The organism is Kribbella sp. CA-253562, assembly GCF_050942265.1.
Classification (GTDB): domain Bacteria; phylum Actinomycetota; class Actinomycetes; order Propionibacteriales; family Kribbellaceae; genus Kribbella.
Map to the genome: position 1 here is coordinate 449,524 of NZ_CP192049.1, position 20,210 is coordinate 469,733.

At 69.1% G+C, this 20,210-nt stretch carries 21 protein-coding genes and 1 tRNA gene; 9 read left to right on the forward strand and 13 right to left on the reverse strand.

The window, feature by feature from the left end:
* Window positions 1-111: 111 nt before the first annotated feature.
* Window positions 112-987 carry a hypothetical protein gene (locus ACQPXM_RS02210; protein WP_432944188.1) on the reverse strand — a complete coding sequence of 292 codons (876 nt, stop codon included), beginning with the start codon at window positions 985-987 and terminating at the stop codon, window positions 112-114.
* Window positions 984-1,979: an SPFH domain-containing protein gene (locus ACQPXM_RS02215; RefSeq protein WP_432944190.1), complete on the reverse strand. Its 996-nt coding sequence runs from the start codon at window positions 1,977-1,979 to the stop codon at window positions 984-986. The genes ACQPXM_RS02210 and ACQPXM_RS02215 overlap by 4 nt, the downstream gene beginning before the upstream one ends.
* 105 nt (window positions 1,980-2,084) lie before the next feature.
* Here ACQPXM_RS02215 and ACQPXM_RS02220 point away from each other — a divergent pair, with 105 nt between their 5' ends.
* Complete coding sequence (locus tag ACQPXM_RS02220; RefSeq protein ID WP_432944192.1) at window positions 2,085-2,831, forward strand: NUDIX hydrolase; 747 nt, start codon at window positions 2,085-2,087, stop codon at window positions 2,829-2,831.
* On the opposite strand, the gene ACQPXM_RS02225 is transcribed toward ACQPXM_RS02220, so the two are convergent.
* Window positions 2,828-3,706 carry a carbohydrate kinase family protein gene (locus ACQPXM_RS02225; protein ID WP_432944194.1) on the reverse strand — a complete coding sequence of 293 codons (879 nt, stop codon included), beginning with the start codon at window positions 3,704-3,706 and terminating at the stop codon, window positions 2,828-2,830. The genes ACQPXM_RS02220 and ACQPXM_RS02225 overlap by 4 nt on opposite strands.
* A gap of 77 nt (window positions 3,707-3,783) precedes the next feature.
* On the opposite strand from ACQPXM_RS02225, the gene ACQPXM_RS02230 reads away from it, so the two are divergent.
* The gene (locus ACQPXM_RS02230) at window positions 3,784-4,440 is read left to right on the forward strand and encodes an SDR family NAD(P)-dependent oxidoreductase (RefSeq protein WP_432944196.1); all 657 of its coding nucleotides are present in this window, start codon (window positions 3,784-3,786) and stop codon (window positions 4,438-4,440) included.
* A gap of 222 nt (window positions 4,441-4,662) precedes the next feature.
* Entirely contained in the window at window positions 4,663-5,799 is a 1,137-nt protein-coding gene (locus ACQPXM_RS02235; RefSeq protein ID WP_432944198.1) for an alpha/beta hydrolase family protein, read from the forward strand.
* On the opposite strand, the gene ACQPXM_RS02240 is transcribed toward ACQPXM_RS02235, so the two are convergent.
* The 6 genes from ACQPXM_RS02240 to lipB all read right to left on the reverse strand — a co-directional run bounded on the left by ACQPXM_RS02240 (window position 5,789) and on the right by lipB (window position 10,318).
* A complete protein-coding gene (locus ACQPXM_RS02240) occupies window positions 5,789-6,418 on the reverse strand; it encodes a CoA transferase subunit B (protein ID WP_432944200.1) in 630 nt (209 codons plus the stop codon). The genes ACQPXM_RS02235 and ACQPXM_RS02240 overlap by 11 nt on opposite strands.
* 1 nt (window position 6,419) lies before the next feature.
* Window positions 6,420-7,244 (reverse strand): CoA transferase subunit A, encoded by an 825-nt coding sequence (locus ACQPXM_RS02245; RefSeq protein ID WP_432944202.1) that lies wholly within the window; start codon window positions 7,242-7,244, stop codon window positions 6,420-6,422.
* Window positions 7,245-7,459: 215 nt separating this feature from the next.
* The gene (locus ACQPXM_RS02250; protein WP_432944204.1) at window positions 7,460-8,494 is read right to left on the reverse strand and encodes a hypothetical protein; all 1,035 of its coding nucleotides are present in this window, start codon (window positions 8,492-8,494) and stop codon (window positions 7,460-7,462) included.
* 45 nt (window positions 8,495-8,539) lie between these two features.
* Window positions 8,540-9,238 carry a carbohydrate-binding family 9-like protein gene (locus tag ACQPXM_RS02255; RefSeq protein ID WP_432944206.1) on the reverse strand — a complete coding sequence of 233 codons (699 nt, stop codon included), beginning with the start codon at window positions 9,236-9,238 and terminating at the stop codon, window positions 8,540-8,542.
* Entirely contained in the window at window positions 9,231-9,662 is a 432-nt protein-coding gene (locus ACQPXM_RS02260; RefSeq protein WP_432944208.1) for a hypothetical protein, read from the reverse strand. The genes ACQPXM_RS02255 and ACQPXM_RS02260 overlap by 8 nt, the downstream gene beginning before the upstream one ends.
* A gap of 17 nt (window positions 9,663-9,679) precedes the next feature.
* The gene (gene lipB, locus ACQPXM_RS02265; RefSeq protein WP_432944210.1) at window positions 9,680-10,318 is read right to left on the reverse strand and encodes a lipoyl(octanoyl) transferase LipB; all 639 of its coding nucleotides are present in this window, start codon (window positions 10,316-10,318) and stop codon (window positions 9,680-9,682) included.
* Between the two features lie 38 nt (window positions 10,319-10,356).
* On the opposite strand from lipB, the gene ACQPXM_RS02270 reads away from it, so the two are divergent.
* Window positions 10,357-11,478, forward strand: a complete 1,122-nt coding sequence (locus tag ACQPXM_RS02270) for a serine hydrolase domain-containing protein (protein WP_432944212.1) — start codon at window positions 10,357-10,359, stop codon at window positions 11,476-11,478.
* A 38-nt stretch (window positions 11,479-11,516) separates the two neighbouring features.
* Here ACQPXM_RS02270 and ACQPXM_RS02275 read toward each other — a convergent pair.
* Together ACQPXM_RS02275 and ACQPXM_RS02280 are read right to left on the reverse strand one after the other, a co-directional pair.
* A tRNA-Pro gene (locus ACQPXM_RS02275) sits at window positions 11,517-11,590 on the reverse strand.
* A 46-nt stretch (window positions 11,591-11,636) separates the two neighbouring features.
* The gene (locus ACQPXM_RS02280; protein WP_432944214.1) at window positions 11,637-12,572 is read right to left on the reverse strand and encodes a metallophosphoesterase; all 936 of its coding nucleotides are present in this window, start codon (window positions 12,570-12,572) and stop codon (window positions 11,637-11,639) included.
* 26 nt (window positions 12,573-12,598) lie between these two features.
* Between ACQPXM_RS02280 and ACQPXM_RS02285 the strand changes: the two genes are divergently transcribed.
* From ACQPXM_RS02285 to ACQPXM_RS02300, 4 genes are all read left to right on the forward strand, one after another.
* Window positions 12,599-13,066, forward strand: a complete 468-nt coding sequence (locus tag ACQPXM_RS02285; protein WP_432944216.1) for a GatB/YqeY domain-containing protein — start codon at window positions 12,599-12,601, stop codon at window positions 13,064-13,066.
* A 235-nt stretch (window positions 13,067-13,301) separates the two neighbouring features.
* Window positions 13,302-15,797 carry a glycoside hydrolase domain-containing protein gene (locus ACQPXM_RS02290; RefSeq protein WP_432944218.1) on the forward strand — a complete coding sequence of 832 codons (2,496 nt, stop codon included), beginning with the start codon at window positions 13,302-13,304 and terminating at the stop codon, window positions 15,795-15,797.
* Between the two features lie 41 nt (window positions 15,798-15,838).
* The gene (locus tag ACQPXM_RS02295) at window positions 15,839-16,255 is read left to right on the forward strand and encodes a hypothetical protein (RefSeq protein WP_432944220.1); all 417 of its coding nucleotides are present in this window, start codon (window positions 15,839-15,841) and stop codon (window positions 16,253-16,255) included.
* Window positions 16,256-16,349: 94 nt separating this feature from the next.
* Window positions 16,350-16,802 (forward strand): DUF2690 domain-containing protein, encoded by a 453-nt coding sequence (locus tag ACQPXM_RS02300; protein WP_432944222.1) that lies wholly within the window; start codon window positions 16,350-16,352, stop codon window positions 16,800-16,802.
* A 133-nt stretch (window positions 16,803-16,935) separates the two neighbouring features.
* Here ACQPXM_RS02300 and ACQPXM_RS02305 read toward each other — a convergent pair whose 3' ends face one another.
* Window positions 16,936-17,154: a hypothetical protein gene (locus ACQPXM_RS02305; protein WP_432951205.1), complete on the reverse strand. Its 219-nt coding sequence runs from the start codon at window positions 17,152-17,154 to the stop codon at window positions 16,936-16,938.
* On the opposite strand from ACQPXM_RS02305, the gene ACQPXM_RS02310 reads away from it, so the two are divergent.
* The gene (locus ACQPXM_RS02310; RefSeq protein ID WP_432950923.1) at window positions 17,105-17,548 is read left to right on the forward strand and encodes a DUF2690 domain-containing protein; all 444 of its coding nucleotides are present in this window, start codon (window positions 17,105-17,107) and stop codon (window positions 17,546-17,548) included. The two genes, ACQPXM_RS02305 and ACQPXM_RS02310, sit on opposite strands and share 50 nt — an antisense overlap.
* 65 nt (window positions 17,549-17,613) lie before the next feature.
* On the opposite strand, the gene ACQPXM_RS02315 is transcribed toward ACQPXM_RS02310, so the two are convergent.
* Window positions 17,614-20,025, reverse strand: a complete 2,412-nt coding sequence (locus ACQPXM_RS02315) for a penicillin-binding protein (protein ID WP_432944224.1) — start codon at window positions 20,023-20,025, stop codon at window positions 17,614-17,616.
* Window positions 20,026-20,210: the final 185 nt, after the last annotated feature.

Below are 20,210 nucleotides of genomic sequence, written 5' to 3' on the forward strand. Positions count from 1 at the left end.
AAAACTTCGACTCGGACACCCACCACCCACCAAGCGCCATGACGAGCCCGGTCAGCGCCTCGGCTGAGCGGGCGGGAGCGGGTGCGCGGACGGTTGGTGGGTGGTGGAGATTCAGCGGACCAGGCGCAGGCGGATCTCGGCGACGCCGATCTCGAGGCGCTGGCCCCAGGTGACGGAGAGGGAGTCGGCCTCGATGCCGTCGCCGAAGACGACCAGGTCGGCCTCGGCGGTCACGGTGAGGTGGTCGGTCGCCGTGAGCAGGCCCTCGGTGCAGCTCGTGCCGGTCGCGGGGGACGGCCACGCCTCGCGGACGAACCAGCACAGCGCGGGGTCCGTGGGGCCGGGCAGCGCGAGGCGGCTCCGGCGTTCCTGCCAGGCCGAGCGGCACCACCCCGTGGAACCTGTCCCGGTGCCGACCAGCAGGCCGGACGACGACTGCCGTTCCTCCAGCCCTTCCGGCGAGGCGAGCCGGTAGCGGGCGGACTGGTGCGTCCGGTGCCCGACGTACACCTCGTTGAGTGCGAGCAGCCGCTGACCGTCATCGGTGCTGGCGGCAACCATCGTGCGCTGCTCGACGTGTTGCGCGTGCAGCAGGTCGGCGATCGCGGCCGGCGGGTGCGGCACCAGGACGCCGGGATTGCGGTCCGGCTCGGGGTTGATCCCGATCACCGGCTGGCCGTCCAGGTACTTGGCGACGTTCGCGACCAGCCCGTCCTGGCCGACCGCGATCACCACGTCCTCCGGCCCGAACACGAACCGGTCGAGGTCGGCCCGCTCGGCGATCGCGCGCCGCCAGTCGAGCGGGATCGCCGCCGAGACCGCTGCCAGGGCCTGCTGCTGGGCGTGATGCCGTTCGTCCAGCTCGGCCAGGTCCCGCCCGCGGGTCTGCAGGAAGAAGCCGGCCTGCTGACGCGTCCCGTGCCGGGCGACCAGCTCGGACAGCTCGGTCGCCCGGTGTACGAGCACCGCCCGGGGAGGCAGGCTCATTCCTGTCCACCCGTCAGTTTGCTCAGCAGCGGGGTGAGCAAGTCGGGCGTGAGGTTCAGCGTGCCGATCTCCGGCAGGGCGCCCTGCTTGATCGCCAGGGCGAGGATCGTGGCCTGGTCCATCTCGGCGTACGCGTCGAGCAGCGCCTTCTCCGCCGCTGCCTCGGCGGCGCCGATGACCCGCTTGGCGTCGGCCTCGGCCTGGCTCAGCGCCCGCTTGCGGTTGGCGGCCGCCTCGGTCTCGATCCGGCCGGCCGCGGCTGCCTCGGTCGCGCGCTGCCGCTCGTTCTGGCCCTTCTGCGTGACGAGCTGCTCCTCACGCCGCGCGAGCTCGATCTGGTTCTGCAGCTCGTTCTCCGCGATCGACCGCTCCCGCTCCACCGCCATCGCGCGCCGCTCGTACGTCGCCTTGTCGGCCGCCTGCTGCACCATCTCCCGCGTCGGCGTCTGCAACGCCCGCTCGACGTCGCTCTCCGCCCGTACGGCGACCACGCGGACGTCCTCGACGCCGATGCCCAGGCCGGTCAGCCGCTGGTCTTCGCGCAACCCGGCGCCGACGGCCTGCCGCAGCGACGCCATCCCCTCGGACAGCGCCTGCGTCAGCGTCATCCGCGCCAGCAGGTCGAGCGCTGTCTGCTGGGCGAGCTCCGTCAGCAGACCGCCGAGCTGCTCGAGCGGAGTGGCTCGCCACCTTCCGGTGTCCGGGTCGATGCCGAAGTCGAGCCGCGTCGCGGCCAGCGCCGGGTCGGTCACCCGGTAGGTCACGGTCGCTTGCACCGCGACGTCCTGGAAGTCGACGGTCCGGCCGTGGAAGAGCAGCGGCTGCTCGCGGTCGTCGATCGGGACCTCGCTCAGCGAGGAGTTCAGCGCCCGGAACCAGAACGCCTGGCCGGCGCCGTCGTGCGCGAGCTTGCCGTTGCGCAGGTGCCGGACGTGGGTGGTCGGGTTGGCCCGCAGGTGGCTGATGAACCGGAAGCGGGTGATGTCTGCCATCGGTGTCTCCTCACGGCCGGATGTTCCGGCCCGTTCGTCTTTGTCGTCACTTTGACGATAAGGGGTGCGATGGCTTTTCGTCAAGGTGACGATTAAGGTGTGGACATGGACTTCGACCCGATGGGTGTGGCGACCGACCTGGTGATCCTGACCGTGCGGGACGGTTCGTTCGAGGTGCTGCTGATCCGCCGCGGCATCGCCCCGCATCGCGGTCGCTGGGCGCTGCCCGGCGGTTTCGTCCGCGCCGGCGAGGGCTTGGAGGAGGCCGCTCGGCGAGAGCTCGCGGAGGAAACCGGCGTCGGCGCCGCTCCGAGCGACCAGGCGGGCGGCGCCGAGGGGAGCGACCCGGCGGGCGGCCGCCGGAGCGCGGCGCGGATCCACCTCGAGCAGGTCGCGACGTACGGCGAACCGGGACGCGATCCCCGCGGCCGGGTGATCAGCGTGGCCTACCTCGCGCTGGTCCCGGACCTACCTGCTCCCGTGGCCGGCTCGGACGCCGCGTCGGCCTCGTGGATCCCGGTCGCCGAGGTGCTCGCCGATCCGGGCCGGCTGGCGTTCGACCACCACCGGATCCTCACCGACGCGGTCGAACGCGCCCGCGCGAAGCTCGAGTACTCGCCCCTCGCGACCGCCTTCTGCGCCGACGAGTTCACGATCTCCGAGCTGCGCGGCGTCTACGAAGCCGTCTGGGGCGTCCCGCTCGACCCCCGCAACTTCCACCGCAAGGCCACCCGGACCGAAGGCTTCGTCGTCCCCGTCGGCGCCACCACCACCCGCGACGGCGGCCGCCCGGCCCAGCTGTTCCGCCGCGGCACGGCCACCACGCTGCACCCACCCCTGACGCGTGGCTAGCGGGTGAGCAGCATCAGCTGTTCGGCGGTGATGAGGTCGGTGTGTGTGCCGGGGGAGCCGCAGGCCCAGGCGCCCGCGACGGTGCCCGCCATCGCGGCTTCGTAGTACGAACGGCCGTCCAGCCAAGTGGTGAGAAAGGCCGCCACGTAGGCGTCACCGGCGCCGTTGGAGTCGACCACGGGGCGGCCCGGGATGTCGACCGCGGGCAGGTGAATCGGCTCCTCGCCGCGGACATAGAGATCGCTGCCGTCGGCGCCGGCCATCGCGACCACGACCCACGCCCGGCCGCAGGCGAAGATCCAGTCGATCGCGTGGTCGCGCAGCGCGCTGGTCGACACGAAGACGATGTCGGCGTACTGGGCGAAGTCCCAGTGGTACTCGTCGTCGCCGTCCCAGTCCTGCAGGTCCGTCGACAGCGTGCGGCCGGCCGTCAGGACGTCGGGAAGCGCCCGGCGCGCGAAGTCCATGATCGAGACGTGCACGTGCCGCGCGCGCTCGATCCACCCGCGCCACAGATCGGGGTCGACGCGCAGGCCCGCGGGGTGGCGTCCGTCGTACAGCGAGACCCGGCTCCCGTCCGGCGACACCAGGTTGACGCTGCGCCGGGTACCGCTGGGGTGCACGGCGATTGCCAGCGGCAGGCCGAGCTCCTGGTACGCCGTACGGATCCGCCTGCCCTCCGCGTCATCGCCGATCACGTCGGCGAGGCCGGATTCCAAGCCGAGCCGGTGACAGCCGAGGACGACGCCGTGGCCGGTGTGCCCGATGTACGACTCGACCGGCGCGACGTGGATGGTCTCCCGGTCCGGCAACGGCAGGCCGGGAACGCGCACGACGGTGTCGATGCCCACGCCGCCGATCACGAACACGTCCATGGACCCATCCTCACCGACCCGGGCAAGCCCGAGGAGGGGTTGACCTCGAGAGCTCTTGAAGTGATCTGCTGCCCGGCATGAAACACGTACTGATCACCGGCGCCGGCCGGGACACCGGACGGCTGCTCGCCGTCACCTTCGCCGCCTCCGGGGCACACGTGATCGCCACAGCCCGTACGGCGTCCGCGGCGCAAGAGACCGTCGCCACGATCCTCGCGGCCGGTGGATCGGCCGAGGCTGCCGTTGTCGACCTCGCCTCGCCCGAGTCGATCGCCGGTCTGGAGCTCGAGCGGCTCGACGTCCTGGTGAACAGCGGGGCCCGGTACCTCGAGGGCGACGCCTCGCCGGCTGACATCGCGAACACGATCACCGCTGCCGCGACCGGGACCGTGCTGCTCACCGAGCGGGTGCTTCCGTTGCTCAGGAAGTCGAGCGGCGCGGACGTGGTGAACCTGATCTCCGCCGCGGGAGAGCCCGGGCAGCACCGGTCGGCCGCGCACCCGGCGTTCTACGCGGCCAAGCACGCCCAGGCCGGGTACGCCGAGATCCTGTCCGCGCGACTGCGGCCGGAGGGGATCCGGGTGATCTCGCTGTTCCCGCCGGACTTCGTCCAGACCGGTCCGCGGGAGACCGGTGCCGCACTGACGGCGCAGTCGGTGGTCGACTGTGTGCTGTTCGCGGTCGGCCAGCCTCGCGACTGCTTCATCCGCTCCTTCCACTTCGAGCAGATCTGACTTTCGGCAGGGGGAGCGGATGGCGATCGGGGGAGGTGGGTCGCCGGGCCGGCGCGGCAAGGTCGGTGCATGCTCACTCGACGCCTTCTGCTCGGCGGCACCGCCGCCGCCCTTGTCACCACGGCCTCTGCTCCGGCTATCGCCACGGCATCGCCGGGCCGAGCCGACCGGCGAGGCACTTTTGCTGCGGCGGGGACCCACGCGCCGGTACGCCGGCCCCCGGTGGAGCTTCGGTTCCCCCGGCCCACCGGGCCCTTCCCGGTCGGCACGACCGAGCTTCACCTGGTCGATCCGCGCCGTGACGACCTGTTCGTCCCGGGCCGTCCTCGGGAGCTGATGATCAGCGTCTGCTACCCGGCCTCTCGCGCCGCAGCCGAGCGCGCGCCGTACCTTCCGCCGCTCACCGCCCAGGTCTATGCCGAGGGCGCCTCGATCGCCCTGCAGCAGCCGGTGGACGCCGTCGACTGGGCCGGCGCTCGTAGCCACGCCGGACTCGGCGCCCCGGTCAGCCGGTCATGGGGCCGTCGGCCGGTCATCGTCTTTTCGCCGGGCTTCGGGGTGCCGCGCGGGCTGGCGTCGATCATGGTCACCGAGCTCGCCAGCCGCGGGTACGTCGTGGTGACGGTCGACCACACCTACGAAGCCGCGGCCGTCGAGTTCCCGGGCGGGCGAGTCGCCGTACAGACGCTGCCGCCGGAACCGTACGCCCACCTGGCGCGCGCGACGCGGACCGCTGACGTGCGCTTCGTCCTGGACGCGCTCGCCGAGCTGGCCCGCGGGCGCAACCCGGACGCGGGCAACCGGCGCCTGCCGGTCGGTCTCGGCGCGATCCTCGACCTGCAACGCATCGGCGCGTACGGCCACTCCGCCGGCGGGATCACCGCGGCCGACGTGATGCTGGCCGACCGCCGGGTCGCCGCCGGGATCGACCTCGACGGCACCCTCGGCTACGGGTACGACGATCCGGCGGACTGCCCAGTCGTTGCCCAGGGCCTCGATCGCCCGTTTCTGCTCGTCGGTGCCGGCGGCACCGGTCCGAACGGTGGGCCGCAGACGCACCGCACCGACCGGTCCTGGGGCCTGTTCTGGGATCACTCCACCGGCTGGAAGCGCGATCTCAACGTGCCGGCCGGGCAGCACTACACGTTCGTCGACCACCAGGCGCTGATCCCGTGGTTCCAGCGGTTCTTCACCGTGCCGCCGGAGCTGGTCGCGAACACCATCGGGACCGTCGATCCGCGCCGGATCCTGGCCACGCTGAACACCTACCTGCCGGCGTTCTTCGACCAGCACCTGCGCGGCCGTCCGGGCACCTGGCGGGACTCGCCGAGGCACCCGGACGTCCGGTTCATTGCTTGATCGGTGCTCCGGTCTTGCTCTGCAGCTCGTCGAAGGTGACGCCTTCGGCGAGCTCGACGAGCTGCAGCCCGTCGTCGGTGACGTCGAGCACCGCGAGGTCGGTGATGATCCGGTCGACCACACCGCGGCCGGTGTACGGCAGGTCGCACTCTTCGAGGATCTTGTGCGAACCGTCCTTGGCGACGTGCTCCATCAGCACGATCACCTTCTTCGCGCCGTGCACCAGGTCCATCGCGCCGCCCATCCCCTTGACCATCTTGCCGGGGATCATCCAGTTCGCCAGGTCGCCGGTCGCCGAGACCTGCATGGCGCCCAGGATCGCGGCGTCGATCGCGCCGCCGCGGATCATCCCGAACGACAGCGACGAGTCGAAGAACGATGCCCCCGGCAACGTCGTGACGGTCTCCTTGCCGGCGTTGATCAGGTCCGGGTCCTCGTCGCCCTCGACCGGGTACGGGCCGACGCCGAGAATGCCGTTCTCGCTCTGCAGTACGACGGTGACGCCGTCGGGGATGTAGTTCGGGACCAGGGTCGGCAGGCCGATGCCGAGGTTGACGTACGAGCCGTCCTCGAGTTCGGCGGCGGCCCGGGCGGCCATCTGCTCACGGGTGAGTGGCATCTCAGGCCTCCAGCTTCTCGCGCTGAGCCTCGTAGGCCTCGCGGGGTTGCCCTGACCGGGGCGGTGGGGTGGGAGAAGTTTTCAACACAGTACGCTTCTCGATCCGCTTCTCGATGTCCTTGCCAACGGCAACCACGCGCTGGACGTAGACGCCGGGCAGGTGGATCTCGTCCGGGTCCAGCTCACCAGGCTGGACCAGCTCCTCGACCTGCGCGACCGTGATCCGGCCGGCCATCGCGGCCAGCGGGTTGAAGTTGCGCGCCGACCGGTCGAAGACCAGGTTGCCGTGGGTGTCGCCCTTGAGCGCGTGCACCAGGCCGAAGTCGGTGGTGATCGACTCTTCCAGCACGTACGTCGTACCGTGGATCTCCCGGGTCTCCTTCGGCTCCGAGGCCTTCGCGACCGAGCCGTCGGTGTTGTACTTCTGCGGCAGCCCGCCCTCGGCGACCTGGGTGCCGACGCCGGCCGGCGTGAAGAACGCGGCGATCCCGCAGCCACCGGCCCGCAGCTTCTCGGCCAGCGTGCCCTGCGGCGTCAGCTCGACCTCCAGTTCACCGGACAGGAACTGCCGGGCGAACTCCTTGTTCTCCCCGACGTACGACGAGGTCATCTTCGCGATCCGCTTGTCGGCGAGCAGGATGCCCAGGCCCCAGTCGTCGACACCGCAGTTGTTCGACACGACGCGCAGCCCGCTCACCCCCTTGGCGTGGATCGCCTCGATCAGCTGCATCGGGTTGCCACACAACCCGAAGCCACCGACCGCGAGGCTCGCACCGTCGCCGATGTCGTCGACCGCGGCCTGCGGCGACTCGTACGTCTTGTCCATCCGGCTGCTCCGTTGCAGATCGAGGGCCCTCGTTGAGCTCGACTCTAACCAGCCACCACGCTCCCGGCGAGGTCTACCCGCTGTGGGCGAAACCACAGCCCGTACGCCGCTGTGCCACGCCGCCACACACGACGTTGTGGGCCCACCACATGACCCCGCTGTGGGGCGCCACCGCCGAAGCTGCCCGGCTCCGCCGTGACCCGGAGATTCTCCGGCTAGGCCGTCGCCTCTGCGGAGCAGAGGAGGCGCAGTTCGTGGGCGGCTTCCTCGTGGGCGTCGGCCAGTTCCTCGGCGGGCTCCGCCAGGACGGCGGCGAGGTGCTCGCGGGCGCACACCAGGTTGCCGGCGTGCCGGGCGGTTCGGGCGAGCCCGATGTGTGCCGCGGCCACGGCTTCGATGTTCTCGGTGGAATCCGCCAGTTCGAGGGCCCGTCGGTAGTCGGCCCGTGCCGGGTCCAGCTCCCCGGCGCGCAGGTGGAGCTCACCGCGCTCGCACAGCAGGAGCCCGGCTTCCTCCTCCAACCCCAGCTCCTCCGCCAGCTCCACCGCTTCACTGGTCACCGGCAGGAGGTCGTCGGTGATCTGCCGCAGCCCGGTAAGCGCCAGGAACATCGCCCACCGGTCCTCCAGCATCCGGAACCGGGCCAGTGCGATCCGCAGCGACTGCTCCGCCTCCACCGGTCCAATGTCGACCAGACCGGGGTAGCCCTTGCACAGCTCCACCGCGGCCCGAGTCCACGCGTCTCCGTCCCGCTCGTGCCGAGCGAGCACCTCGGCGACCGTCGTACGGGACTCGAACGGCCCGAACACCAGCGCCCAGAGCAGCACCGTCACCGGGTACTTGAACGGCCCCACCGCGTCCTGCACGACCTGCTGCGCCAGCTCCAGCTGCTCCTGCTCGGCCGACGAGGCTCCGTGCAGCACCGTGAGCAGGTACTCCTCGTCCATCCCGGCCGGCACTGTCCGGCCCAGCATGCCGAGCACCCGCTCGGCTGCGGCTGCCGCCTCGTCCTGCAGACCCCGGGACCACCAGTAGCTCGACAGCCCGGCCACCAGCCGCAGCGCCATCCGCGGATCGCTCTCGCAGGCCCGCTCGATGGCTGCGACCACCTGGTCGCCCTCAGCGGCGGACCGGGTCCCGGCCCGGGAGGAGCTGGTTGCTGAGCGCAACGGGTCGGCGCCTTCGACCAGGTCGATCAGGTACGACAGATCCTCGTCGTACCCGCTCCCCTGGAACTCCACATCACTCATTGTCACCCCGCCGGGTTCACTGGCTCGGGCGGGGTGGGTACCCGGTCAGAACTCGAGTACACCCCAGTGCTCGGGCCGGTGCATGTCGACGGCGTACTGCGGGGCCCAGACCCAGAAGTCCTGCTGCTCGCCCTTGCGGTAAGCCCCCTCCACCACGTCGTGCGACCACTCGACCCGCATCAGGTTCATCCGCCACTCGTCGCCCGGTGCCGGCGGCATCGAGCCCTTGGCGTGCCGGCCCAGCTCCGCCCACGGGAAAGCCGCCTCGACGCTCCAGCCGGCGTCGTCGTCGCTGGGGTCGTTCAGCGTGCCGTCGACGTGGATCGCGGTCCGCAGGCCGGGCAGGTTGGTCGGGTCCACCGCGACGCCGCCGTCGGCGTACGGCTTGGGCAGGGTGAGCTCCCAGATCGTGCCGAGCGGGTTGATCTCGAATTCGTAGTAGTTCTGCCGATCGCCGTCGGGGTCGAGGAACAGCTCGAAGTTGTTCTCCTCGTACAGGAATGTGTTCCGCTCGGTCATCGTCGACCAGACGTGCGGCTCCTCCAGCTCCGCGCCGAGGTACAGGTACTCGTCGTCGTACAGGAGCTTCGCCCGGGTCCTGTACGGCGGCGCCGGCTGGTCGCCGCGGATGTCGACGAAGTCGCTGGTCCAGGCCGCCTCCGCCCAGGCCGGGTGGGTCAGCGTGCCGTCGATCGGCGGCGGGGTCGTGGTGCGGTGGGCCTTGTAGCGGGGCAGATCAGGCATCGGCGCGCTCCAGCAGTCCGGCGAGCAGGTGGGCGAGCAGGAAGGTAACGGCTGTCAGGACCGGGACGACCACCAGGGTCCAGGTGGTGAACAGGTGCTCGGTGAGAAAGGCGAGCACGACCAGCAGCATGAACCCGACGCCGAGGAACGCGACCAGCCGCGGATGCGGCAAGCCGAGCCGGCTCAGCGCCAGCGCGCCGAGCACGACCGTGACGACCACGGTGAGCACGAGCAGCGGGAAACCCCAGGCGCCGCAGTTCGATGTGTCGCGGAACCGCTCGCAGCCGCGCTCGCTCAGCCAGACCATCCCGATCGTCACGAACCCGGCCAGCAGACCGACGACGGCCAGCACGAGCAGCGGCGGCAGTGGAGGGGTGGTGAGCCGCCGGTCGTCGGCGGTGGTCACCTCGTCCTCGTCGTCCATGCGCGCAGGCTACTGCGTCAGGCGGCACCCAGGTGGCGGGCCACGGCGTCGCGGACCTGCGCGTCGGTGGGTGCCGGCCGGCCCTGCTCGGCGGCGAGCTCGGCCAGCGAGACCATCGTGACGTCGTGCAGGCCGCAGGTCGTGAACGTGTGAAACACGTCCATCGCCGGATCGACGTTGATCGAGAACCCGTGGCTGGTCACGCCGCGCCGGATCCGCATCCCGATCGAGCACAGCTTGCGGTGGTCCTCGGTCCAGACGCCGACCAGGCTGCTCGCGCCGCGCGGCGTGTCCCGGCGGACGAGCCGGAAGCCGAGGTCTCCGAGCGCGGCGATCAGCCCGTTCTCGACCCAGCGGACGACGTCGACCGGGCCGCGCTGGTTCAGATCGATCACCAGGTACCCGACCAGCTGCCCGGGCCCGTGGTACGTCGCGAAGCCGCCGCGGTCGACAGCCACGGTCGGGATCGCCGCCGTCTCGGGCGGCAGGTCGGCCAGCGACGTGCGCGGCCCGTACGTGATCACCGGCGGATGGCTGAGCAGGAACAGCCGGTCGCTCGCCGTACCGTCCTGCCGCTGCTCGACCCAGGTCTTCATCTCCTTGGCGGCGACCTCGTACTCGACCTCGCCCAGGTCCACCCGCTGCAGCTCGCTCACCCCGTCAACTGTAGGTCGCCGGTATTAGCGTGACGGCCATGACTGACTTCGACTCCGTCTGGCGCTCCCTGGACCGGCAGGTCGCGGCCGGCTGGGCCCCTGGCTTCACCGCCGCCATCCGGTACGCCGGGGAGCCGGCGTACTACGCGACCGGCACGCTGGCGTTCGACTCGGACGAGCCGATGCGCACCGGCACCCGGTTCCGCATCGCCTCGCTGAGCAAGCCGGTCGGGGCAGTGGTCGCCTTGTCGATGGTTGCCGACGGCCTGTTCTCGCTGGACGACCCGGTGGCCCAGTGGCTGCCGGAGCTGGCCGAGCCGCGGGTGCTGGTCGCTCCGGACGGCCCGGTGGACCAGACCGTCCCGGCCGACCGGCCTATCACCGTCCGGGACCTGCTGACGCTGACCTTGGGACAGGGCGCACTGCCGGCTGACCTGCCGCTGGCCACGGCGTACGTCGAGCAGGTGCACCAGGGACCGCTGCCGCCGCTGATGTCGGCGGACGAGTTCATCGAGCGGTTCGCCCGGGTGCCGCTGGCCTACCAGCCGGGCACTCGCTGGCTGTACCACGCAGGCATGGACGTGCTGTCCGTACTGCTCGGCCGAGTCGCCGGTGCGCCGCTGAGCGCCGTACTGCGGGAGCGGGTGACGGAGCCGCTGGGGATGCGGGCGACCAGCTTCCAGTCCGACGGTGACCCGATGCCGACGGTCTACCTGGACGGGGAGAGCTACGAGGACTACGCCCGGTCCTTCGAGCAGCCGAGGGTCTTCGACAGCTTCGGTGGTGGGCTGGTGTCTTCTGTCGAGGACTATCTGACGTTCCTGGCCGCACTGGCCGATGACCGGTTGCTGCCGCGGAAGCTGCGCGAGCAGCTGACGTCGGACCAGCTGCCTGGCGAGCTGGCAGCCGGGGTGACGGAGCTGTGCGGGCCGGGGATGTCGTGGGGTCTCGGCGTTGCCGTCAACACATCGGCGACCGAGCCGTGGACGTCGGTCGGGCGGTACGGCTGGTTCGGTGGATCGGGCACGAGCGCGTGGGTCGACCCGTCCCGCGACCTGATCGGGATCGTGTTCTCGCAGCGCTGGGTGGCCGGGCCGCGGGAGGACTTCGCGTACTTCTGGCGGCCGCTCAGCACGGTCGTCCAGCGGCCCGGGACATGACTGAGGGCGGTGACTCGATGAGTCACCGCCCTCTTCTGTCGGGCTGACAGGATTTGAACCTGCGACCTCGTCGTCCCGAACGACGCGCGCTACCAAACTGCGCCACAGCCCGAAGCCGGAGTCAGCTTACATGCGGTCCCGGCTGGGACGAAATCGGGTTATTCGTCCGGGTGGATCCGGGGCACCAAGGTGAGCAAAGTCGCCTCCGGACGGCACGCGAAACGCACCGGCGCGTACGGCGAGGTGCCCAGTCCGGCCGACACGTGCAGCGCTGCCTGACGCCCGTCGTGGCCCCACGTGCTGAGCCCCTTGACCCGGGAGGTGTCGAGGTCGCAGTTGGTCACCAGAGCGCCGTACAGCGGCACGGCGAGCTGGCCGCCGTGGGTGTGCCCGGCCAGGATCAGCGGGTACCCGTCGTCGACGAACGCGTTCAGCACCCGCTGGTACGGCGCGTGCGTGACGCCGATCGACAGGTCCGCGGCCGGGTCCACCTCGCCGGCCACCTCGTCGTACCGGTCGCGCTTGATGTGCGGGTCGTCGGTGCCGGCGAAGTCCAGCCGCAGGCCGTTGACCTTGAGGGTGGTCTTCAGATTGTTCAGGTCGGCCCAGCCGGCCTCCACGAACGCGCTGCGCATCTGTTCGTACGGCAGGTCCGGGCCGTGCGGCTTGTGCCGCTGCTTCTGCGCGGGCAGCAGGTAGTTCGCCGGGTTCTTGAACTGCGGCTTCCAGTAGTCGTTGGAGCCGAAGACGAACACGCCGGGCAGGTCGAGCAGTGCGCCGTACGCGCGCAGCAGCGGCAGGACCGAGTCGGCGGAGGAGATGTTGTCGCCGGTGGTGACGACCAGGTCGGGCTCCAGCTGGGCCAGGTCGTTGACCCAGCGGATCTTCTTCTCCTGGCTCGGCATCAGGTGCAGGTCTGACAGGTGCAGCACCTTGACCGGCTCCGCGCCGACCGGCAGCACCGGCACGGTGAACCGGCGCAGCGTGAACCAGCGCACCTCGATCGCCGCCGCGTACCCGACGCAGGCGGCGCCGAGCCCGCCGATCACGCCGGCGGACTTCAGTACCGTTCTGGCCGGCCCCCGGAAAGTCATTGCTCCAGCCTGCCACAATCTCTGCTATGTCCAACTCCGAGCTCAAGCAGCGCCTGCACGACGACATGACCGCCGCCCTCAAGGCCCGCGACGACATCCGCAAGTCCACCCTGCGGATGGCGCTGACGGCCGTGACGAAGGCCGAGGTGGCCGGCAAGGAGGCCCGCGAGCTGTCCGACGCCGAGGTGCTCGACGTGCTCACCTCCGAGGCGAAGAAGCGCCGCGAGTCCGTCGTCGCCTACCGCGAGGCCGGCCGCGCCGAGCTCGCCGACAAGGAACAGGCCGAGGCGGACATCCTCGCCGAGTACCTGCCCGAACAACTGACCGCCGACGAAATCGCCGCCCTGGTCACCGAAACCATCGCCGCCACCGGCGCCGCCGAACTCGGCCCCCGCGGCATCGGCAAGGTGATGGGCGCCCTCCAGCCCAAGGTCAAGGGCAAGGCCGACGGCGGCGCCGTCTCCGCCGAGGTGAAGCGGCAGCTGGGCGCCTGACGCCGCTCTGCTAAGGGCCCGCCGCGACCGTGGCAGGCCTTCGGCGTTGTGGGGACCACATCTGCAGGTAGCTGCAAACTGTGATCCTCTGCATTCCTTCGGTGATCGGCGCACGGTAGTTTCCTGCCACCGCCCAGCGAAGAACGCTGCCAGCCACTGCTCGACGCCGCGTTCTGCCGCCCCGATCCCACGCCGATCCGGTCTTCGGCGTGTCCGAAAACCGAAGGAGAATCCGGTGGGGGAGCAAGTCGACGGAAACCTGTCCAGACGGAACGTACTGCGACTGATGGGGGCGGCCGGCGCAGGTACGGCTGTCGCCGCTGCCGCGGGTGAGGCCACGGCAGCGCCGCTGGAGGCAGCAGCGGTCCAGACGCCTGCACCGGTCGGCCCGATGGCCGACTCGGCGATCGGGTCGCCGGTCGCCGCGCCACCGCTGACCGAGCTGCGCGGGGAGCAGAGGCTGTTCCACGCGAACTCGTGGGGGCGAGGCCTGCTCGCGGAGCAGGTGGACGTGTGGGTTCTGAAGGCGCAGGAGTGGGTGAACCGGGCGTACGACGGCAGGCCGGGATTCGTCCGGGCGCCGGAGGACGGCAAGACCGGGTGGCCGACGATGTTCGCGCTGACCCGCGCGCTCCAGCTCGAGCTGGGCCTGACCGGGACGCAGCTGTCCGACACCTTTGGGCCGACCACCTTGTCCTTGCTCGCCAGCCAGGTCGGCGAGGTCAAAGCCGGCAGCCCCGCGAACATCATCCGGATCGTGCAGTGCGGCCTGTACTGCAAGGGCTACTTCGGTGAGGCGATCAGCGGAACCTTCGGGCAGCCGACCGGCGACTCGATCGGATCGATCCGCGCCAACATGGGCTTCACCGACGGACGCCGTACGCTCGCGCCGAAGGAGTTCAAGGCCCTACTCACGATGGACGCCTACGTCGTGGTGGAGAACGGGTCGGCGCTGATCCGCTCGGTCCAGCAGTGGATGAACCGCAAGTACTACGCGCAAAGCTGGTTCAACATCATCCCGTGTGACGGCCACTCGTCCAGGGACGTGCAGAAGGCGGTCATCTACGCGTTGCAGACCGAGCTTGGAGTGGCCGGCGCCAACGGGACGTACGGGCCCGGAACCCGAGCGGCGGTCAAGGCGAAGGCGCCGTTGGCCGTCGGCGCCGCCGATTCCGGCGCGGCCGCCTACGTGCGGCTGTTCCAGGCGGTGATGATCTTCAACCGGTACGAGACCGCCTTCGACGGCGTGTTCTCTCAGGCGGTGTCGGACCAAGTCCGCAGCTTCCAGCTGTTCGTCACCCTGCCGCTGACAGGCAAGGGCGACTACCAGACCTGGTCGTCGCTGCTGGTCAGCAACGGCGACCCCGAACGCAAAGGCGACGCCTGCGACTGCATCACCCAGGTGACCGCCGCCCGCGCGACAGCGCTCTTCCAGGCCGGCTACAGGGTCGTCGGCCGCTACCTGTCGAACGTGCCGGGAAGCACCCTGGACAAGAAGATCAAGCCTGGTGAGCTGGCGACGATCTTCGGTGCTGGAATGCGGGTCTTCCCGATCTACCAGACCTACGGCGGCAGCGCGAGCTACTTCAGCGAGCAGCAAGGAGCACGTGACGCCAGCCTGGCGCTGGAGGCAGCCAGCGACTACGGGTTCGAGCGCGGGACCACTGTGTACTTCGCCGTCGACTTCGACGCCCTGAACACCGACATCACCAACCGGATCATCCCGCACTTCCGCGGCATCAAGCGGGCGATGGAGCTGTACGGGCACCCATACAAGATCGGCGCGTACGGCGCCCGAAACGTCTGTAGCAGGCTGTTCTCCGATGGGCTGGCGAGCACGAGCTTCGTGTCCGACATGTCGACCGGGTTCAGCGGCAACCTCGGCTTCCCGATGCCGCTGAACTGGGCCTTCGACCAGATCTCGACCATTACGGTGGGCTCGGGAACCGGTGCGATCGAGATCGACAACAACCTGTACTCCGGACGAGATTTCGGCCAGTCCACAGTGAACGTCCGGCCCGCCAAGCTGGACACCTTCTTCGATCCTTCGCACCGGCCGGGAATGGACCACGATTTCGTCGAGTACTCGAAATCTGTCACCTCGAATCAGGACAACCTTCTGCACAACGAATCCGAGGCCATCGACGTCATCGTGGCCTACGACGAGCAGATCACGAACCTCGCGCGGTCGTACGGTGTGCGCAAGGCGTTCGTCCAATCGGAGATCTACTGGGAGTTCTGGAAGCAGTCTCTGGAGGACCCGATCAAAGACAGCCTGGTGCTCGCCTTCTACGCCTACATGCACGCTCACGAGGCGTGGATGGAGAACCCGATCGGCCCGGCCCCGACGCCGCCGCTCGGCGGCGCCGAGGACTGCAGCACCGGCATCGCCCAGATCTTCGCGGCCACGGCCATTCGCGGCAGGAACTGGGCCTACAACGAGGGGCTGATCCCCGGACCGCCGCTGAACGGTGAAGACTGGCACGTGGTTGAGCAGGTGTGGAACTCCCTGCACGACGACGGCACCTACAACGTCGCCAGTGTTCCCCTGGTGCTGTTCGAGGGAGCCGAAAACGTGGGCATCACCGGACGGCGGCTGGACTACACCGACGACGAGCTGAAGGCGATCTTCGCGCGGTACAACGGCAGCGGTGAGGGAGCCCAGATGCATGGTCGCGAAGTGTTCGGCGTCTATCAGATCTTCGAGTCCTACAACGCCCGGCTACGCTGATCGGCACTGCGAGAACCGGGCGCCGACGGGGAGGAACGCTGGTGGTCGACACCGAGAGCGCGGCTGCCAGTGCCGGCCCACTGGCCAAGGTCCGCAGCATGCTCGGGTGGCTCGTCGTGAACGCGGTCCTGTCCTACCTCCTCCTGTACCCGTTGGGACTCGGAGAGTTGGCCATTCGTCACTTGCTCGCGCGAGCCCTGGATGCTCCGTGGTCGCCCTTCGAGGGCGACCCCGGAGCGCTGCAGGCAAGCCTCATCGGTTTCGTGCTGATGGGGTGCCCCCTGCTGGTGGTCGCGATCCTCGTCAATCGCGCCCGCAGCACCGCGCAATGGTCGGCGGGTCTGCCGCGCGTGCTGTTCTGGGCCATCACCGCGGCAGTCCTGGTCATGCCCCTCGTTGTGTCCGAACTCATTGACGTCACCATCCCGCAGATGCTCGGCAAGGGCGTTCTGTGGTGACCGAAAGGGTCTGCAACTAGCTGCAACCTGTGGTTCTCGAGGTCCGGGGTCGGGCATCGTCCAGTTCTCGACCCCGAATCTGGAGGCTCTTACGATGCGTTCCCCGCTCAAGCGCGTTACAGGAATTCTCGCCACATTGGCCTTCGCCGCAGCCGGACTCGTGGCGACCACGCAGCCGTCGTTCGCCGCGCCGCCGTGCACTTACCACGGCTGCAACGGAAAGGACCCGCAGACCACCGGTTGTGCGAACGGTGCGGTGACAAAGAAGGAGCTGACCGCCTACTTCACCAAGGGCGAGTTGCGTTACTCGCCGACCTGTCACACCTACTGGACACGAATCACCACACCGTCGTGCTGCGGTGGGGTCGGGGAATACGCGACCATCTCCGGAGGTACCTACGACTCGACCGGTCACCCTCGCCTCGGCGCAGGCTTCAGAACTGCGGTGGGAGGCGGCCCTGGCTGGACACCGATGATCTCCGAGGCGTGGACCTGGGAGCTGTTCTGCATCTACACGGCCAACGAAGACGGCTGTCTCTACAGCTGAGCAGAGTCGAAGGATGGCACTGGAGGACGTTGTCGGTTAGAGCTGCTGCCCGCCTTTTGAGCTTCTGCAGCTACCTGCAGAAGCGTTGCCCCTGCTACCCGTGTGCTGGTGAAGTGCGGCCTGTCCACCGAAGCTAGGTCCGCCCGCCGACCGAAGCGTTGACCGAACGGTTCGTCGGCGTGGACTTCATGAGGAGTCTACGAATGAGGAATTCACTGCAGATGGCTATGAAAATCGCTGTGACCACAGTTGTCGCTGCAGCGGCAACGCTGGTGGTCACGGCACCGAGTGCCTCGGCCGCGGTGACGGCGCCGAGCGCCCCGGCCGCATCCTGCACCTGGAACGGCTGCACCGGTAAGGATCCGCAAGCGTCAGGCTGCGCGAATGACGCGGTCACATCTCCGGCGCATGACGTGACGTTCAACGACAGACTTGGGACCTATCGCGTCGAGCTACGGTATTCCGGTAGCTGTCACGCTGTGTGGGTCCGGATGACATCGACGAGCTGCAGTGCCCCGCGTGCCTACATGGAGACCGGCTACTTTCCGATCGGTGATGGCTGGGTTATGCAAGGACGGTATCTTGGCCATCCTTCGTACAGTGGCTGCTCCTCGCCGATCGTCGCGTCATGGACTGCGATGTCATCGTTCTCGCGGGAGCGGATTTGGTTCGGCTATGCGTCGTACAACGGGACACCGCAGCACGCGCGTTACATTGATACGGGTTGCGACGACTGCAAGGGCTGACCGGCTTTGCGCGCTCTCCATGCACAGCCTTGGCTGTGCATGGAGAGCGCGGCGAGGCCTGGACGTCAGCGGCCCCCGCCGCCGCAGTTCGGGTACTTCGGGTGCCAGGGCGGGCACTGCGGGATGTTCGGGGGTTTCACCGTGTTCGGTGGGTTCGGGGGTTGCGGGGTGTTCGGCGGCGGGGGTGGGTTCTGGCTCTTGCTGCCGTTGGAGATGTGCAGGGTGACCAGCGACCCCTCGGGGGCGCCGTCGCGCTGGCGGGGAGTCGTGTAGGCGACCGTGCCGGCGGCTTCTTCGGAGTCGACCGTGCCGGGGGCGACGGTGACCTGGAAGCCCTCGCCCTGCAGCCTGTTGGTGGCGTCCTGCACGGACATGCCGTTCACGAACGGCAGGTTCTTCACGTCACCGCGGACGGTCTTGTCGCTCGGCGGGACGAAGTGGGTCTCCGGAGTGCCCCTCAGTGCGGCCTTCATCGCGGCTTCCCAGATCGGACCCGCGGTGCCCGATCCGCTCGCGTCGGCGATGTCCTTGCCGTTCAGGGTGTGACCGCGCATCAAGTCCGTGTACGGCACGCTCGCGTCCGCGACCACTGCGGCCGCGGCCAGCGTCGAGGAGTAGCCGGAGTACCAGACCGCCTTGTTGTCCTGGATCGTTCCGGTCTTGCCGGCCAGGTCGCTGGTGCCGAACTTCAGCTTGCTACCGGTGCCGGGCGGCTCCATGACCTCGTGCAGCACACGGTTCACTCCGTCCGCGACCGGCTGCGCCAGGACCTGCTCGCAGTCGACGCCGGGAGTCTTGATCGGCTTGCCGGCGGCGCTGGTGATCGCGGTGACGGCCAGCGGCTTGCAGTACTTGCCGCGCGCCGCGAAGGTCGCGTACGCGTTCGACAGCATCAGCGGGCTGACGTTGTCGATGCCCAGCGTCATCGAGATGACCTGCTGCAGCGGCTGGCCGTTCTGCGCGTCCTTGAGGCCCATCTTGGCCGCCAGGGTCGCGATCGAGCACAGGCCGGTGCGCTGCGAAAGCTGCAGGAAGTAGGTGTTGGTCGAGGCCTGGGCGGCCTGGATCATGGTCAGGTTGCCGGCAGCCTTGGTGGAGTTCTTCGGCCGGTACTCCGGGTCCCGCGTCGTGCCGGTGCAGGTCTTGAACTTCAGGTCGCCCATGAACATCTGCGCCGGCGAGTTGATCCGGTAGTTCAACGGGATGCCCTGCTGGATCGCCGCCGCGATCGTGAAGGCCTTCATCGTCGAACCGATCTGGAACCCGCCGTAGCCGCCCGGATAGGTCTTCTCGACGTTGTAGTTGTACGACGTCGATGTGCTGTTCTTGCCGTTGCCGTACGGCTTGCTCTGCGCCATGCCCTTGATCAGACCGCTGCCCGGCTGGACCATTGTGATCGCCGCGACGGCGGTGTCGGTCGGCTTGGACTTCGCCTTGATGGCGGCCTCCGCCGCGCGCTGGATCTTCGGCTCGAGCGACGTCTTCACGGTGATGCCGGCGGTCTTGATGTAGTGCGACCGCGCCTTCTCGTCCGGCCCGAAGGCCGGGTTCTCGAGCAGCTTCGAGACGACGTACTCGCAGTAGAACGGGTACTTCGACGACGCACACCCGTTCGGGACCTCCTGGACCTTCTTCGGGTCGTAGACCGGGGTCCGGATCGCGTCGTTGGCCTGCTTGGCGGTGATCACGTTGAGTTCCTGCATCCGGCGCAGTACGACGTCGCGACGGTCCTTGGCCCGCTTGGCGTTGTTGGTCGGGTCGTAGCCGGTCGGGTTCTTCACCAGGCCGGCCAGCAGCGCGGCCTGCGGCAGGGTCAGCTTCGCGGCGGTGGTGGAGAAGTAGTGCCGCGCGGCCGCCTCGACGCCGTACGCGCCGTCGCCGAAGTTGGCCAGGTTCAGGTACTTCTCCAGGATCTCGTCCTTGGAGAACTCCTTCTCGATCGCGACCGCGTAGCGCAGTTCGGCGATCTTGCGCTGGTACGTCGAGGCGGTGGCCTGCTGGTACTCCTCCGGCGTCTTCGCCTTCGCGATCAGGCTCAGCTTCACGTACTGCTGGGTGATGCTCGAACCACCCTGCTGCACCGAGCCCTCGGACTGGTTGCGCAGCATCGCGCGCAGTGTGCCCTTCGCGTCCAGCGCGCCGTGCTCGTAGAACCGGTCGTCCTCGATCGCGACGATCGCCTTGCGCATGATCGGGTTGACCTTGGCCAGCGGGATCGGCTGCCGGTTCTGCTCGTACAAGTAGGCGACCAGCGAGCCGTCGGCGGCGACGATCTTGCTGGTGCGCGCCGGTGGAACGGTCTTCAGCTCCTGCGGCAGATCCTGGAGGGTCTCGTGTGTCTTCTCGGTCGTGTAACCGGCCAGGCCGGCGAACGGGATCGCGAGACCGGCCGCGAGCGCTCCCGACAGCACGCTCACTCCGAGGAACAGAACCACCGACTGGACGACGCCGCGGTCGCCCTTCTCCCTGACGCGCATGCGTCAGAGACTACGGGATCGCCGAGCCACGCCGTAGTCGAGTGTGTGATCTAGGTCACGTCAACCATAGCGCGGTTTCGAACGTCTGCAGCGGCCCCACAGCACCCCGTACGCCGACCGCCTGCGGCTGCCCGGCGAAAAATCATCCAAAAGGAGGACGGCCGGCGGACCCACCGGGACAGGTG